Origin of the sequence: Afipia carboxidovorans OM5, assembly GCF_000218565.1 — a bacterium.
Taxonomy (GTDB): domain Bacteria; phylum Pseudomonadota; class Alphaproteobacteria; order Rhizobiales; family Xanthobacteraceae; genus Afipia; species Afipia carboxidovorans.
In genome coordinates this window covers 197,167-212,011 of sequence record NC_015684.1, presented here as the reverse complement: position 1 = coordinate 212,011, position 14,845 = coordinate 197,167, and the positions used below count along the sequence as shown (strand labels likewise).

14 protein-coding genes and 1 tRNA gene are annotated in these 14,845 nt (G+C 64.7%); 9 read left to right on the top strand and 6 right to left on the bottom strand.

Annotated features, from left to right (window positions below; translation table 11 throughout):
• The first annotated feature begins 209 nt into the window (after nt 1–209).
• The gene (locus OCA5_RS00980) at nt 210–734 is read left to right on the top strand and encodes a L,D-transpeptidase (protein WP_012561510.1); all 525 of its coding nucleotides are present in this window, start codon (nt 210–212) and stop codon (nt 732–734) included.
• Between the two features lie 36 nt (nt 735–770).
• On the opposite strand, the gene OCA5_RS00975 is transcribed toward OCA5_RS00980, so the two are convergent.
• The gene (locus OCA5_RS00975; RefSeq protein WP_012561511.1) at nt 771–1,334 is read right to left on the bottom strand and encodes a thermonuclease family protein; all 564 of its coding nucleotides are present in this window, start codon (nt 1,332–1,334) and stop codon (nt 771–773) included.
• Between the two features lie 68 nt (nt 1,335–1,402).
• The gene (locus tag OCA5_RS00970; protein WP_012561512.1) at nt 1,403–1,615 is read right to left on the bottom strand and encodes a DUF1674 domain-containing protein; all 213 of its coding nucleotides are present in this window, start codon (nt 1,613–1,615) and stop codon (nt 1,403–1,405) included.
• Nucleotides 1,616–1,794: 179 nt separating this feature from the next.
• On the opposite strand from OCA5_RS00970, the gene OCA5_RS00965 reads away from it, so the two are divergent.
• The 3 genes from OCA5_RS00965 (at nt 1,795) to purH (ending at nt 6,744) form a co-directional block, all read left to right on the top strand.
• Nucleotides 1,795–3,135, top strand: coding sequence for an RsmB/NOP family class I SAM-dependent RNA methyltransferase (locus OCA5_RS00965; RefSeq protein ID WP_012561513.1), 1,341 nt, complete (start codon nt 1,795–1,797; stop codon nt 3,133–3,135).
• Nucleotides 3,136–3,249: 114 nt separating this feature from the next.
• Nucleotides 3,250–4,995: a heparinase II/III family protein gene (locus tag OCA5_RS00960; RefSeq protein ID WP_013912732.1), complete on the top strand. Its 1,746-nt coding sequence runs from the start codon at nt 3,250–3,252 to the stop codon at nt 4,993–4,995.
• A 156-nt stretch (nt 4,996–5,151) separates the two neighbouring features.
• Nucleotides 5,152–6,744, top strand: a complete 1,593-nt coding sequence (gene purH / locus OCA5_RS00955; RefSeq protein WP_012561515.1) for a bifunctional phosphoribosylaminoimidazolecarboxamide formyltransferase/IMP cyclohydrolase — start codon at nt 5,152–5,154, stop codon at nt 6,742–6,744.
• A gap of 137 nt (nt 6,745–6,881) precedes the next feature.
• On the opposite strand, the gene OCA5_RS00950 is transcribed toward purH, so the two are convergent.
• The gene (locus tag OCA5_RS00950) at nt 6,882–8,285 is read right to left on the bottom strand and encodes an MFS transporter (protein ID WP_041559625.1); all 1,404 of its coding nucleotides are present in this window, start codon (nt 8,283–8,285) and stop codon (nt 6,882–6,884) included.
• A 132-nt stretch (nt 8,286–8,417) separates the two neighbouring features.
• Between OCA5_RS00950 and ggt the strand changes: the two genes are divergently transcribed.
• From ggt to OCA5_RS00935, 3 genes are all read left to right on the top strand, one after another.
• Complete coding sequence (gene ggt, locus OCA5_RS00945; RefSeq protein WP_012561517.1) at nt 8,418–10,136, top strand: gamma-glutamyltransferase; 1,719 nt, start codon at nt 8,418–8,420, stop codon at nt 10,134–10,136.
• A gap of 141 nt (nt 10,137–10,277) precedes the next feature.
• Complete coding sequence (locus tag OCA5_RS00940) at nt 10,278–11,168, top strand: SDR family oxidoreductase (protein ID WP_012561518.1); 891 nt, start codon at nt 10,278–10,280, stop codon at nt 11,166–11,168.
• 75 nt (nt 11,169–11,243) lie between these two features.
• A complete protein-coding gene (locus OCA5_RS00935; protein ID WP_012561519.1) occupies nt 11,244–11,828 on the top strand; it encodes a DUF2239 family protein in 585 nt (194 codons plus the stop codon).
• Between the two features lie 2 nt (nt 11,829–11,830).
• On the opposite strand, the gene OCA5_RS00930 is transcribed toward OCA5_RS00935, so the two are convergent.
• From OCA5_RS00930 to OCA5_RS00920, 3 genes are all read right to left on the bottom strand, one after another.
• On the bottom strand, nt 11,831–12,301 hold the full coding sequence (locus OCA5_RS00930) for a secondary thiamine-phosphate synthase enzyme YjbQ (RefSeq protein WP_012561520.1): 471 nt from the start codon (nt 12,299–12,301) through the stop codon (nt 11,831–11,833).
• The gene (locus OCA5_RS00925; RefSeq protein WP_013912729.1) at nt 12,298–12,717 is read right to left on the bottom strand and encodes a DUF1810 domain-containing protein; all 420 of its coding nucleotides are present in this window, start codon (nt 12,715–12,717) and stop codon (nt 12,298–12,300) included. Before OCA5_RS00925 ends, OCA5_RS00930 begins: the two co-directional genes overlap by 4 nt.
• Before the next feature lie 209 nt (nt 12,718–12,926).
• Nucleotides 12,927–13,001 (bottom strand) — tRNA-Gly (locus tag OCA5_RS00920).
• A 225-nt stretch (nt 13,002–13,226) separates the two neighbouring features.
• Here OCA5_RS00920 and trxA point away from each other — a divergent pair.
• Both trxA and OCA5_RS00910 read left to right on the top strand, forming a co-directional pair.
• Entirely contained in the window at nt 13,227–14,129 is a 903-nt protein-coding gene (trxA, locus tag OCA5_RS00915) for a thioredoxin (RefSeq protein ID WP_012561523.1), read from the top strand.
• A gap of 27 nt (nt 14,130–14,156) precedes the next feature.
• Complete coding sequence (locus OCA5_RS00910; protein WP_012561524.1) at nt 14,157–14,831, top strand: LON peptidase substrate-binding domain-containing protein; 675 nt, start codon at nt 14,157–14,159, stop codon at nt 14,829–14,831.
• The last annotated feature ends 14 nt before the right edge of the window (nt 14,832–14,845 follow it).

Sequence of the window (14,845 nt, the reverse complement as noted above, 5' to 3'; positions counted from 1 at the left end):
GTCAAGGCCGCACCTTCACGGCATTGTTAAGTGCGCAGGCTCTGCGCGCGGCGCTTTCATCACGACTGTTGTTTTGCGGACATTTACAGCGCCGCCGATTTTTCCTTTATGGACGCCGCCGCGCCGGACGATTTCTCCCTGCGCGAGAGCGTCAATTGCGCGCAGGCCATTCTGCCGCGCCGACAAAAGGATTGCGGAGACCAATTGCCATGCGCCCGTTTGCTTCGACCATTGCCATCGCGTTCGCAGCCCTGGTGGTTGCGTTTGCCGCAAGCACTTCGGAGGCATCGGCACGGCCTGATCTCGTCAACGCACCGGCCGGCTATTCGCCGGGCACCATCGTGGTGAAGACCAACGAGCGCCGCCTCTATCTCATTCTCGATGAGCAGCATGCGATCCGTTATCCGGTCGGCGTCGGCAAGCGCGGCAAGGAATGGAGCGGCACGACGCGCATCAGCGGCAAGTACCGCAATCCGGCCTGGGCACCGCCGGCCGACGTGAAGCGCGACCATCCGCATCTGCCCGACGTCATCGAAGGCGGATCGCCGCGCAATCCGATGGGCGTTGCCGCCATGACGCTCGCCGGCGGCGAGTATGCGATCCACGGCACCAACGTGCCGAAGTCGGTCGGCGGCTTCGTCTCCTATGGCTGCGTGCGGATGTACAATCCCGACATCACCGACCTGTTCGAACGCGTCTCGGTCGGCACACCGGTTGTCGTCGTCTCGCGCTAAAGCGGATTATTTTCAGTCCATCATCCACGCGCGGCGTTAACACCAGCCCGCGCGATGGCCGCCGCCATAAGGCCGGCCATGACCGGCGGCAATCAGCGCGGCCGAGACATTCGGTGTGCGGCGGGTCGCAGCATCCGCCACGACGCGGCCGTTATATTTATCCGGCCCGACATTGAAGATGGTGACGCCGCCTTCGGCGAGCAGATCGGTAAGCGCCCGCTTTGACGCGCGCGCCATCCGCTCTTCCTCATAGCAGTTCGCTTTCAGCTCCGGCGCATCGATGCCGCGCAGGCGAACCCGCGTCGTGATCTGCAGTCCCTGCCACAAATGCACGCGCGCCTCGAACGTATCGCCGTCGATGACGTACAGCACGTCCGCAGGCTGGCGGACGGCCCCGTCCTGCGCCCGCGAGGCCTCAACGAGGAGATCCTGCTCCGCCCGTCCCTTGTCGTCCGCCCAAAAACTGAAGCTTCCGCGCGGCAGCCACGCCCCGGCGACTAGCCCGACGCTGAAAATCACCGCAAGCAGCGTGCCCGCCCACAGGCGATCGCGGCGTCGTACGGCCCGGATTGTCCTTCGATTCGCGTCATCTAGGAACATATCCCTAAATATCCCGCCTGCGAAAATCTGGCAAGCGGCTGCGGGGTTCTACGTAACACCGCAAAACCTCAGAAATCCGAGGCGATCCCTTTATTTTCCCAATCGCCATAGCGGGTGGGCTCGGGACCCTTCGGGCCGTTGACCTCTTTGGGGGCAGTTACGGCCTGAGCCTGCGCCGCCGTCCTGCGGGCTTCAGCCTCGGCGAGCGCGCGCTGGGCTGCCGGCGGTAAAGGGCGGCGCGCGGCGGCGTCTGCCTTGTCCGGTTTCGTCTCGTCGGTCATGGGCTCGCCTTTCCTGATTGCGCAATCCGTGAGGGTGCAGCCAAGCACGCCGCCGGATCGAGGCCGGCATCTCTCATATAAAGCGCATCGCGATTCTTACATTTGGCATATTCGCATGTCATCCCTGCCCCTTCGTCGTCTCACCTCCCGTTGTTCTCTTTCCTGCAAGCGCCCTTTTCATGAAGCCTTCGCGATTCGTTCCGCCGACAGAGGTGCCTGGCCTCGCCGCGCGCCGCATAGCCGCCGACATCATCGACGGCGTTCTCCACAAGCGGCGGACACTCGACGATCAGCTTGAAGGTGCGGCTCAGCATCCCGCGCTGAAATCGTTGTCCGATCGCGACCGCGCCTTGATGCGCCGTCTCGTCGCCACCGTGCTGCGTCGGCGCGGCACGCTTGCCTATCTGCTGTCGCGCCTGCTCGACCGCGGCGTGCCCAGCGATGCGCCGCGCGCGCAAAGCGCACTGATGATCGGCGCCGCGCAGATTCTGTGGATGGACGTGCCCGATCACGCGGCCGTCGATCTTTCCGTCCGTCTCGTGCAGGCCGACCGCCGTGCTGCAAAATATGCGGGCCTCGTCAACGCCGTGCTGCGCCGCTGCGCGCGTGAAGGTATTCCGCTGATCGACGAATCGACCGACGAGATGATCGATCTGCCACCATGGCTCGCAACACGATGGATCAAGGCCTATGGCGAAGACACCGCGCGCGCGATGGCGCGCGCCATCGGCCATGAGCCGCCGCTCGATCTCACCGTGAAATCCGATTCGGAGAACTGGGCCACGCGCCTGCATGGCGAGACACTGCCGACCGGAACCGTACGCACGCTGCTGCACGGATCGGTCACGATGCTGCCGGGTTTCTCCGAAGGCGCGTGGTGGGTACAGGACGCAGCCGCTGCACTCCCGGCGCGGCTGTTCGGCGACATCGCCGGAAAGCCCGTTGCCGATCTCTGCGCAGCACCGGGCGGGAAGACCGCACAACTCGCGCAAGCCGGCGCGAAGGTCACGGCGGTCGATCGCTCCGCCGGACGGCTTGCGCGGCTGAAAGAAAATTTTGCGCGCCTCGGGCTCGAAGCCACCTATGTCGCCGCCGATGCCACCGAATGGGAGGCCGGGCCGTTCGACGCCATTCTTCTCGATGCGCCCTGCATGGCGACCGGCACCATCCGCCGCCATCCCGATGTGGCCTGGCTCAAGAACGAAGCCGATCTCGACGCGCTCAGCGCGCTGCAGGCCCGGCTTCTGCGGAAAAGCGTGACGCTGCTCAAACCCGGCGGCACACTCGTTTACTGCACCTGTTCGCTGGAGCCTGAAGAGGGCGAGCAAGCCATTGCAGCCCTTCTCGAGGCGGAGCCGCAGATGAAGCGGCGCCCGGTCGAGGCTTCCGAACTTGCCGGGCTGTCCGAGCTCATCAGCCCCATGGGCGACGTGCGCACGCTGCCCTGCCACTTGCAGCATGACGACCCGAAGCTCTCCGGGCTCGACGGCTTCTACGCCGCAAGGCTCGTCAAGACTTAAGCTTTTTCTTTCGGTTCCATCCGGCGCCGTGCGGCTTTGTCCCCATCCAAAGGTGCCTTGGCGGAAATTCCAGACTAAAAAGGACGCACGGAGATTCCCTCCGTTGCGGGGACAATGTCAGTTACGGGGCAAAGACGGGTTTCGGGGCTGCTGCTCGGGCGCGCCGGGCGGAAGGTGATGGCGCGCGCCAGCAGCGCGTCGGTCGCCATCTCGCGCGTATGGCCCGGCCGGGCCGACCGGCTCCTGATCGCTCCGCACGATTTGCGCACCACGGATGCCACCCGCGCGGCCGAAATCTATTCTGGCCGTTTTGTGTTCGCGGGGAAAATCGTCACCTGTCACGGCCGCTCGGTGTTCGAGCTCGATCCGCCCTCCGAAGAGTGGGAAGTGACGCTCCTGGGTTTCAGTTGGTTGCGCCATCTGCGCGCCGCCGATTCGGCGATCACCCGCGCCAATGCCCGCGCGCTGCTTGACGACTGGCTGACCCATCCGCGCAAGAGCACTGTCGCACGCCGCGCCGACGTGGTCGGGCGGCGGATCATCTCGCTGTTGTCGCAGGCGCCGCTCGTGCTGCACGATGCGGATGCGCGGTTCTACCGCCGCCTCATCAAAAGCCTCACCCGCGAAATCCGCGCGCTGCGCTACACCAAGGCCGACATTCCCGATGGCATCAGCCGCCTGCAGGTGCTGATCGCGCTCTGCTATGCCTCGCTGTGCCTCGCCAATCAGGCAAAGCACATCCGCGGTGCTGCAAAAAAGCTCTCCGAGGAATTGCAGCGCCAGATCCTGCCGGATGGCGGGCATATCTCGCGCAATCCGGAAGCGCTGGTCGAACTGCTGCTCGATCTGCTGCCGCTGCGCCAGACTTTTGCCGCGCGCAACATCCCGCCGCCGCCCGCGCTTCTCAATGCGATCGACCGGATGATGCCGATGCTACGCTTCTTCCGTCACGGCGACGGCTCATTCGCGCTGTTCAACGGCATGAACACCGCTGCCCCCGGCGTGCTCGCCACATTGCTCGCCTATGACGACACCCACGGCACGCCGATGCCACATATGCCGCATACCGGCTTCCAGCGGCTCGACGCCGGCACACTGACGATCATCGCCGACACCGGCCCGCCGCCGCCCCCCGCGCTCAGCCGCGATGCGCATGCCGGTTGCCTGTCGTTCGAGATGTCGAGCGGCACCAACCGCATCGTCGTCAATTGCGGGATGCCGCCGACCGGGCGCGACAACTGGCGCAGCTTCGCGCGCTCCACCGCGGCGCATTCGACGCTGACCTATCGCGATACCTCGTCCTGCCAGTTCGTCGAACGCAAGACGGTGAAGCGCCTGCTGCAGGGTTCGCCGATCGTCGCGGGGCCGGCGGTCGTGGAATCCTATCGCGAGGTCGATGCCGAGGGCACGATCCTGACGATGTCGCATGACGGCTACCGCAAGGCCTTCGGCTTCGTGCATCGTCGGGTACTGAGCGTCGCCGCCGACGGCAGCCGCGTCGACGGCGAGGATACGCTTGCGAAAGAGCCGGGCTCGGCATTTCGCGGCGCGGACGATTACGCCATCCGCTTCCACCTCCACCCCTCCGTGAAGGTGAACCGGCTGCGCGACGGCCGCGGCGCCATGCTGGTGCTGCCGAACCGCGACGTCTGGACGTTCGAGGCGCCCGACCAGAAGGTCGAGCTCGAGGACAGCGTCTTTCTCGCGGGCTCGGACGGGCCGCGCCGCACCACCCAGATCGTGATCCGCCAGCGCGCGCAGCAGACCGCAACGGTGCGCTGGTGCTTTGCCAGATCCGCCAATTCGGCATCGGCGACCGCCCGGCGCGACCCGCAGCGCGAGCCGGAATTACCGCTCTAGATTCCCGCTTTACCGGGTTTTCCGCGTCTGAAAACGCCTGACCGCCCAAAGCAAGGTTTTGCCGACACGCAATCTATGTTAGCGCGATGTCGCGGCCCCGGCCGGCTTCCTTGCCGGAAGACCGCCCCGGCCATCCTCCCTGCTTCGGACCATGACATGACAGACCATCCGCGCCGCGTGACTCGCGCACTGCTTTCCGTTTCCGACAAAACCGGACTGATCGATTTCGCCAAGGCCCTCGCCAGCCACGGCATCGATCTGGTCTCCACCGGCGGGACCGCAAAGGCGATCGCGGACGCGGGGCTGAAGGTCACCGACGTCTCCGACCTCACCGGTTTTCCGGAGATGATGGATGGCCGCGTCAAGACGCTGCACCCGAAAGTACATGGCGGCCTGCTCGCAATCCGCGACAACACCGACCACGCCAAGGCGATGAAGGATCACGACATCCCGCCGATCGATCTCTTGGTCGTCAATCTCTACCCGTTCGAGGCGACGGTCGCGAAGGGTGCGAGCGAGGACGACTGCATCGAGAATATCGACATCGGTGGCCCGGCGATGATCCGTGCCGCTGCCAAAAATCATGGCGATGTCGCGGTCGTGGTCGAGCCGTCCGATTATCAGGCCGTGCTCGACGAGCTTGCCGCGCACAAGGGCGCGACGACCCTTTCACTGCGCAAGCGCCTTGCCGCCAAAGCCTATGCGCGGACGGCAGCCTATGACGCCGCGATCTCAAACTGGTTTGCGGCAACGCTGAAAATCGACGCGCCGGATTTCCGCGCCATCGGCGGCCGGCTTGCCGAAGCGCTGCGCTATGGCGAGAACCCGCACCAGAAGGCGGCGTTCTATGTCAGCGCCGAGCCGCGCGCCGGCGTCGCCACCGCACGGCAGGTGCAGGGCAAACAGCTCTCCTACAACAACATCAACGATACCGACGCCGCTTACGAATGCGTCGCCGAGTTCGATCCGGCGAAGAGCGCGGCCTGCGTCATCGTCAAGCACGCGAACCCCTGCGGCGTCGCGGAAGCCAGTGATCTCGCCACCGCCTACAAGAAGGCGCTGGCCTGCGATTCGACCTCGGCCTTCGGTGGCATTGTCGCGGTGAACCGCCCGCTGGATGCGGAAGCCGCGCGTGCCATCACCGGCATCTTCACCGAAGTCATCATCGCGCCCGATGCGAGCGAGGAGGCGATCAAGATCATCGCCGCCAAGAAGAACCTGCGGCTGTTGCTCGCCGGGCAATTACCGGACCCGCGTGGAAAAGGTTTCATCGCCAAGACCGTCGCGGGCGGCCTCTTGGTGCAGTCGCGCGACAATGCGGTAGTCGACGACATGACGCTCACCACGGTCACCAAGCGCGCGCCGACCAACACTGAGCTCACCGACCTGCGCTTCGCCTTTCGCATCGCCAAGCATGTGAAGTCGAACACGATCGTTTACGCGAAGGATCTCGCCACCGTCGGCATCGGCGCCGGGCAGATGAGCCGGGTCGATTCCGCGCGTATCGCCGCGCGCAAGGCACAGGATGCCGCGAAGGAGCTTGGTCTCGCCGCGCCGCTGACCAAGGGCTCGGTGGTCGCCTCCGATGCGTTCTTCCCGTTCGCGGACGGCTTGCTGGTTGCGATCGAAGCCGGTGCCACCGCAGTGATCCAGCCGGGCGGCTCGGTGCGCGATCCGGAAGTGATCGCCGCCGCGGATGAGCACGGCATTGCCATGGTGTTCACCGGCACGCGGCATTTCAAGCATTGACGTTCATGCCCCGGACGCGGTGCGGCACAACGTGCCGCTCAGAAGAGCCGGGGCCATTCCAGAAACGGGAGTGGTACGGTCCCGGATCAGCGGTGCACCGCTCCGCACTGCACACGCATCTGGGACAGGTGCAATGTTTACGCTCGTCTCCGCGCGGGCTCCTTCACCCGCGCGAGCAATAACAAGCCTGCCGTGAAGAACACGATCAGCACCGCCATGCCGGCTTTCTGGCTGGCAGTGAGCGCGGTGACGACGCCGACCGCGAGCGGCGCGAAGAACGACGTCACCTTGCCCGACAGCGCGAACAGCCCGAAGAACTGCGTGATGCGCTCCCGCGGCGCGAGGCGAATCAGCAGCGTGCGCGAGGCGGCCTGCAACGGCCCCGCCGCAAGGCCGATGAACAACCCAAGTCCGAGATAGACCTGCTCGGCAGCGGCTGCGAACAAGCCGCCGCCCGGCGCCGGTGGCGCGACTTTCACCACCAGGAACAGCGTATCCCGATCGATGGTGAGAATCGCGAGGATTGCCATCAGCAGGATCGTCATCGATCCCATGATCACTCTCTTCGGCCCAAGCAGATCGTCGAGCTTGCCACCGATCCATGCGCCCAGCGTGCCGCTCACCGCAAGCAGAATGCCGAAGGTGCCGATCTGGATGGTCTGCCAGCCGAACGTACCCGCCGCATAGATGCCGCCGAACGCGAACAGCGCGACCAGCGCATCGGTGTAGACCATGTTGGCGATGAGGAACGTCGCGATATTGGGCTGCGACGGCAGCGCGCGCAGCGTTCCGCGCAGTTCACGCAATCCCTCGCGCACCGCACCCGACGCAGGCTTCTTCGCCGCATGATCGGGCGTCAGCAAAAACATCGGCAGCACGAACACGACAAACCACAACGCCGTGAGCGGCCCCGAGATGCGGTCGCCCTCATGCATCGAAGGGTCGAGCCCGAACAGTGGCGTGAGGCCGAACAGCGTGCGGCCGGTCGCCTCGTTCGCCGCAAGAAAGCCCAGCACCAGCACGAGGCTGACGATGCCGCCGATATAGCCGGTCGCCCAGCCGGTGCCGGAGAGGCGGCCGATTTTCTCGGGCGGCACCAGATAAGGCATCATCGCATTGTTGAAGACGGTCGCGAACTCCGCGCCCACGGTCGCCACCGCATAGGCAATCAGCACCGGCACGATGACGGTGGGATCGCCGGGGCGGCCGATCCACATTGCCGCCGAGCCAATCACCAGCAACGCACCGAACGCCGCGATCCACGGCTTGCGTCGCCCGCCCGCATCCGCAATCGCGCCGAGCACGGGCGAGAGAAACGCGATCAGGAACCCGGCAATCGAAGTGGCAAAACCCCACAGCGACTGGCCGGTCGCAGGATCGGGCGCAACGCGCGTTGCGAAATAAGGCGCGAAGACGAACGTGGTGATCAGTGTGAAGTAAGGCTGCGCCGCCCAATCGAAGAAAATCCAGCCGATCACCGCCGAGCGTTGCGGATAGGTACGCATCGGCTCGGATGCAAGGGCGGGCGCAACGGACGTCATCATCACCTTCATGTTCGTTGGCGGATCGGGGCCGGGCGGCTAGTGTCCCGAACCAGGCTGCCCGCGCACCTTATAGAGCAATTCACACTGATTCTCGCCGTGCCGTTGCACGCGAAATCCGGAAAGCATCGCTTGAAACATTTTCTTCTCGCCCTGCTCCTGATGTTCTCGCCCGCGGTGACGTTGGCGCAGGATGCCCGCGTCGCATCGAAGGCGACCACGGCACCCGCGAAGCCGGTGTTTGCACGCCACGGCATGGTGGTGGCGCAGGAACGGCTTGCCGCCAAGATCGGCGCGGATGTGTTGAAACGCGGCGGCAATGCGGTCGATGCCGCGGTCGCGACCGGCTTTGCGATGGCGGTGACCTATCCGCGCGCGGGCAATATCGGCGGCGGTGGATTTATGGTGATCCACCTCGCAAACGAGAAGCAAGATATCGCGCTCGATTATCGCGAGACTGCGCCGGCCGCCGCAACGGCGCAAATGTTCATTGGGCCGGACGGCAAGCCAGATTCCGCAAAATCACGCGACAGCGCGCTCGGCATCGGCGTGCCGGGCACGGTCGCGGGATTGATTGCGGCGCTGGAACGTTACGGCTCGGGCAAACTCTCGTTGCGCGATCTGCTCACCCCCGCGATCAAGCTCGCGCGCGAGGGATTCGTCGTCACTGGTGACATCGCCGACACGCTGACGCGCGCCTATCCGCGGCTGTCGCGCTGGCCGACCGGCGCAAAGATGTTCGTGCGTGCCGACGGCACGCCGCTGCGCGATGGTGACCGCCTCAAACAGACCGATCTTGCCGACACGCTGCAGGCGATTGCCGATCATGGTGCTAACGGCTTCTATCAGGGGCCGGTCGCGAACAAGCTTGCCGCCGCCATTCAGGCGGCGGGTGGCATCATCACCCGCGACGATCTGGAAGCCTATCGCCCAGTATGGCGCGAGCCGGTGCGCGGCACCTATCGCGGCTACGATATTATTTCGATGCCGCTGCCATCCTCCGGCGGCACCGTGCTGATCGAGACGCTCAACATTCTGGAGGGATACGATCTGCGCAAATTGGGCGCGCAGACGCCGGCCTCGCTGCATGTTCTGATCGAGGCGATGAAACGCGCCTACGCCGACCGCGCGCGCTATCTCGGCGATCCCGCATTCGTCAACGTGCCGCTCACGCGGCTCATGTCCAAAAATTATGCCGCGCAATTGCGCCGCGACATCGATCCCGGCAAGGCGACGGCGGTGACGGCGGCTGTTGGCGCGCAGCCGCATGAGGGCACCAACACCACGCATTTCTCGGTGGTGGACGCGCAAGGCAATGCGGTCAGCAACACCTACACGCTGAACTTCAGCTATGGCGTGGGTCTCGTTGCGGAGGGCACCGGTGTTCTTCTCAACAACGAGCTCGACGATTTCACCGCGGCGCCGGGTGCTGCGAATGCCTACGGACTGGTCGGCTATGACGCGAACCTGCCGGGGCCCGGCAAGCGGCCGCTGTCCTCGATGACGCCGACCATCGTGCTGAAGGACGGCGAGGTTGTGCTCGTCACCGGCTCGCCGGGTGGCAGCCGCATCATCTCGACCACGCTGCAGGTGATCGTCAACACGCTCGACCACCGCATGAATATCGCACAGGCCGTCAGCCGCCCACGGCTGCATCATCAATGGCGGCCGGACGAGGTACGGATCGAGCGCGGCTTCCCGCAGGCGACGCTCGATGGGCTGCGCGCCAAGGGCCACGACCTTGTCGCGCCGATGGGGCAGACCTCGGCGAATTCGATTGCTGCAACCAAGGGCGGCTGGCTCGGCGCCGCCGATCCGCGCACCCGTGGCGCGATGGCGGCGGGTTATTGAGAGCGTTTCGTGTTACTCGGAATCGTCATGCGCGGGCTCGACCCGCGCATCCATCAAAACGAAGAGTCGTTTCAAGAAGATGGATTGCCGGGTCAAGCCCGGCAATGACAGATTTAATTTCCATCAAAAGCGGAAGCAGGCATGAGCACACTCAAGGGCAAGACGCTTTTCATCACCGGCGGCAGCCGCGGCATCGGCCTTGCGATTGCCAAACGCGCGGCACGCGACGGTGCCAACATCGCGACCGCCGCGAAAACCACGACGCCGCAACCGAAACTCGAAGGCACGATCTTCACCGCGGCGGAAGAGATCGAGGCGGCAGGTGGACGCGCGCTGCCGCTTGCCTGCGATATCCGCGATGAGGATCAGGTGCTCGCCGCCGTCGCCGCCACCGTGAAGGAATTTGGCGGCATCGACATCTGCATCAACAATGCGAGCGCGATCAGCCTGACGCCGGTGCAGGCGACCGAGATGAAGCGCTTCGACCTGATGATGGCAATCAACACCCGCGGCACATTTCTGGTTTCGAAGTCCTGCATCCCGCATCTCAAGAAGGCGTCCAACCCGCACATCCTGATGCTGTCGCCGCCGCTCGACATGCGGACCAAATGGTTTGCGCCGTCGACCGCCTACACCATCGCGAAATACGGCATGAGCATGTGCGTGCTCGGCCTCGCGGGCGAATTGAAAGCCGACGCCATCGCGGTGAACGCGCTGTGGCCGCGCACGACGATTGCCACTGCCGCGGTCGGCAATCTGCTCGGGGGCGAGGCGATGATCCGCGCCAGCCGCAAGCCGGAGATCGTCGCCGATGCCGCGCACGCGATCCTCGCCAGGCCGGCGCGGGAGTTCACCGGACAATTCTGCATCGACGACAGCGTGCTTGCAGCCGAGGGCGTGACCGATTTCGAGCCCTATCGGGTCGACCCGTCTGTGCCTCTGATGCCGGATATTTTTCTGCCGGAGGACGACGTCCCGCCGCCCGGCGTGGTGCTCGGCGAGCGGCCGGCGCTGGACCGACCGCCTAAATAATATCCGGGTAATATTGACGAGTTAATTTTATCCGGGTATATTTAGGGGAAATCGCTCTCTCATCCCGGATTTCCCATGCCTTCCAGTCAGGTTATTGCCTTCGAGGACGACCGCTGCATTGCCCAGGGCGACCTTGTCGACGTCGCCGTGCGGATGAAGCAGGCGCTGTCCGCTCACCCGCACAGCCGGGTGCTGCTGTTCGACATCGAGACCTGTCACCCGGTGGAGGTCGACCTTCGCGGCTCGATTGCCGACATCACCACCCGGATCAGGGCGGCCCGGACAGAGGCGACACCGCATCGCGGCCCCGGGCGACCGAAGCTCGGCGTCGTCGCCCGCGAGGTGACGCTGCTGCCGCGGCACTGGGAGTGGCTCGCCGCCCAGCCCGGCGGCGCATCCGTCACGCTGCGCAAGCTGATCGAGGAGGCGCGGCGCCAGACCTCCGCCGAAGGCGAGACTCGCGACCGGCGCGAGGCCGCGCATCGCTTCATGTCCGCGATCGCCGGCAACAAGCCGCATTACGAGGAAGCGCTGCGCGCGCTCTATGCCGACGATGGCGCACGCTTTCATGCACTGATCGCCGACTGGCCGATCGACGTGCGCCGCCATGTCGAGCGGCTCACCACGGAGCTGTTTCAGGAGAAGGCCGCGAGTGCCTGATTTCAGGCGGCTGTGCTGCCGATGAATTGGAGCACGATCTCGCGCCGGTGCGGCCGCGCGCGATGCTCGATCAGGTAGATGCCCTGCCACGTGCCGAGCATCATCGCGCCCTTCTCCACCGGCACCTGAAGGCTGCACGATGTCAGCATCGTCTTGATGTGCGCGGGCATATCATCCGGACCCTCGACCGTATGAATCCAGCCGCCGTCTTCCGGCGCGAGACGGTCGAGCGCATCGGTGAGATCCGTCAGCACATCCGGATCGGCATTTTCCTGAATGGTGAGCGAGGCCGAGGTGTGGCGGATGAACAGCATCAGCGCGCCATCGCCCGCTTTTGCGTCACGCAGAAACGCCTGCGCCTGTGCGGTGATATCGAAGAACCCGCGGCGCGGCGTCTCGACGCTCAAGGTCGCGGTTGCGATCCGTTCGGGCGTGATGGTCACAACAGGCGAACAGTGGCCGTTCAGCTTCATGCCTCTCCGATCCTTTGCAGCGTTGCTTCGTCGAGGCGCCCGTCGAAATATTTTTCGATCGCGGCCGCGAACAGGCTACGGCCTTTCGCAACCCGCGCAAACAACGTCATCGACGAATGAAATTTCAGATCGTCCGGCGAGCCGAAAATCTCGTACACCGACTTTCCATCGATGGCGTTTACAAGCGCGGTGCATTCCTCGAGCCGGCCGCAGAGCAACGGACAAGCGAGATAGGCGGCGGCCTCTTCGCGCGAGGCGATAGCGTATTTCAGCGCCATGGCGCTCGAGCCGAGTCCTTCGATCTGCGGAAACACGAACCACATCCAGTGCGTGCGCTTCTGCCCGGCACGCAGTTCGGCCAGCACCCGATCATAGAGCGGCCATTGCGCGTCGATGAAGCGTTGCAGGTCGGCCATCCCCTTCCCCTTGTTGCGATCCATCATGAGGGCAACGCGGGGAAGCTGCAAAGGTTGTCCGGAGGGAAAGGCTCGAAAGCGAGCCGCGAAAATAAGCCGCGGCCAGCAACGACCAAGCTCGGAAGCGACGAGGTCCGAAAACGACGAAGCCGCCTTGCGGCGGCTTTTCGTGGTTGCCAATCTCTTCTTGCGCAAAGCCCGAAGAGTTCTGGAGCGGGCGAAGGGATTCGAACCCTCGACCCCGACCTTGGCAAGGTCGTGCTCTACCCCTGAGCTACACCCGCATCACAGACAGGGCGGCGCAGCGCGCCGCCGGGCGCAACCTATGCCAAACCCGGCTCGGCAATGCAACAGAGAAAGGCGGCCTTTTTCGCCTTGCGATATCCCGGCGCCTCGTGTTCGGGAACGATTTCAAGCGCTTCCGCAATTGAAATCGTCACTTTCACCGCCATTTTAGGACGGGGCATGGTAAATGAGCCCAAAGCAACCGCCAGGTGGGATGGAACGACGTGACGCTACTCGACCACAATGACGATGCCTCGGGGTCCGACCTCATCAAGGACACCACGACGCAAACCTTCGTGCGCGACGTGATCGAGGAATCTAGGCATCAGCCGGTGCTGATCGATTTCTGGGCGCCCTGGTGCGGCCCGTGCAAGCAGCTCACCCCGATCATCGAGAAGGCGGTGCGCGCGGCCAAGGGCAAGGTCAAACTCGTCAAGATGAACATCGACGAGCACCCGGCCATTCCCGGCCAGATGGGCATTCAGTCGATCCCGGCCGTGATCGCCTTCGTCAACGGCCAGCCGGCCGACGGCTTCATGGGCGCACAGCCGGAAGGCCAGATCAACGCCTTCATCGAGAAGCTGACCCAGGGCATGCCGTCGGGCGACGCCGACATTCTGGCGGAAGCCGACGCCCTGCTCGCGGAAGGCGACGCCGCCTCCGCCGCCTCGCTCTACGCCGAGGCACTCGCGCAGGACAGCGCCAGCGTTCCGGCGCTCGCCGGCCTTGCCCGCTGTTACGTAGTCACCGGCTCGCTCGATCAGGCCAAGCAGACGCTGGCGATGGTGCCCGAAGCGAAGCGGGCAGACCCCGCGGTCGCCGCCGTGCAGTCGATGCTCGACCTTGTGGAACAGGCACAGGCAGTCGGCCCGGTCGCCGAGCTCGAGCAGAAGGTTGCCGCAAACCCGCTCGACCATCAGGCCCGCTACGACCTTGCCACCGCGCTCAACGCCAAGGGGCAGCGCAGTGACGCCGCGACGCACCTCCTTGAGATCGTCAAGCGCGACCGCAAATGGAATGATGACGCCGCGCGCAAGCAGCTCCTGCAGTTCTTCGAAGCCTGGGGCGGCGATGACGACGCCACGGTGGATGCGCGCAAGCGGCTCTCCACGATCCTGTTTGCGTGACGTCCGCCAATCGGGGACCTAAATCGAATGGCCATCAATTCCGAATATCGCGGGCCGGGCGATCTTCCCGAAATCATTCCGGTGTTTCCGCTCCCCGGCGCACTGCTGCTGCCGCGCGGGCAGATGCCGCTCAACATCTTCGAGCCGCGCTATCTCGAAATGGTCGACGATGCACTGCGCGACGGTCACCGCATGATCGGCATCATCCAGCCGGATATCGCCAATTCGGAGAGCGAGGAACACCCGCGGCTGTTCCGGATCGGCTGCGTCGGACGCATCACGCAGTTCGGCGAGACCGGGGATGGCCGCTACATTCTCGAACTCACCGGCGTCGCACGCTTTCAGGTGGTCGAGGAGCTCACCGTGCTCACGCCCTACCGGCAGTGCCGGGTCGATTTCTTTCCGTTCATCGATGACTTCACCGCCCGCAAGGGCGAGGAGGATGTCGACCGCGACGCGCTGCTCGACACACTCACCAAGTTTCTCAAGGCCAATGCGCTGAAGGTGGATTGGGACGGCATTCGCAGCGCACCGAACGAGGCGCTCGTCAACGCGCTCGCGATGATGTCGCCTTACGGGCCGGCCGAGAAGCAAGCGCTTCTGGAGGCGCCCGACCTCAAGACCCGCGCCGAGATTCTGATCGCAGTGACGCAGATGGACCTCGCCAAGAAAACCACGACCGGCGATCCGCCGTTGCAATAATCTTTGCTTTGATT

What these genes read in the sequence shown, in the direction of transcription:
- purH (WP_012561515.1), top strand. Translation starts at nt 5,152, where the DNA reads ATGACAGACCATCCGCGCCGCGTGACTCGCGCACTGCTTTCCGTTTCC.
- OCA5_RS00930 (WP_012561520.1), bottom strand. Translation starts at nt 12,301, where the DNA reads ATGAAGCTGAACGGCCACTGTTCGCCTGTTGTGACCATCACGCCCGAA.
- OCA5_RS00960 (WP_013912732.1), top strand. Translation starts at nt 3,250, where the DNA reads ATGTCAGTTACGGGGCAAAGACGGGTTTCGGGGCTGCTGCTCGGGCGC.
- OCA5_RS00965 (WP_012561513.1), top strand. Translation starts at nt 1,795, where the DNA reads ATGAAGCCTTCGCGATTCGTTCCGCCGACAGAGGTGCCTGGCCTCGCC.
- OCA5_RS00925 (WP_013912729.1), bottom strand. Translation starts at nt 12,717, where the DNA reads ATGGCCGACCTGCAACGCTTCATCGACGCGCAATGGCCGCTCTATGAT.
- OCA5_RS00950 (WP_041559625.1), bottom strand. Translation starts at nt 8,285, where the DNA reads ATGACGTCCGTTGCGCCCGCCCTTGCATCCGAGCCGATGCGTACCTAT.
- OCA5_RS00980 (WP_012561510.1), top strand. Translation starts at nt 210, where the DNA reads ATGCGCCCGTTTGCTTCGACCATTGCCATCGCGTTCGCAGCCCTGGTG.
- OCA5_RS00910 (WP_012561524.1), top strand. Translation starts at nt 14,157, where the DNA reads ATGGCCATCAATTCCGAATATCGCGGGCCGGGCGATCTTCCCGAAATC.
- OCA5_RS00935 (WP_012561519.1), top strand. Translation starts at nt 11,244, where the DNA reads ATGCCTTCCAGTCAGGTTATTGCCTTCGAGGACGACCGCTGCATTGCC.
- OCA5_RS00975 (WP_012561511.1), bottom strand. Translation starts at nt 1,334, where the DNA reads ATGTTCCTAGATGACGCGAATCGAAGGACAATCCGGGCCGTACGACGC.
- OCA5_RS00940 (WP_012561518.1), top strand. Translation starts at nt 10,278, where the DNA reads ATGAGCACACTCAAGGGCAAGACGCTTTTCATCACCGGCGGCAGCCGC.
- OCA5_RS00970 (WP_012561512.1), bottom strand. Translation starts at nt 1,615, where the DNA reads ATGACCGACGAGACGAAACCGGACAAGGCAGACGCCGCCGCGCGCCGC.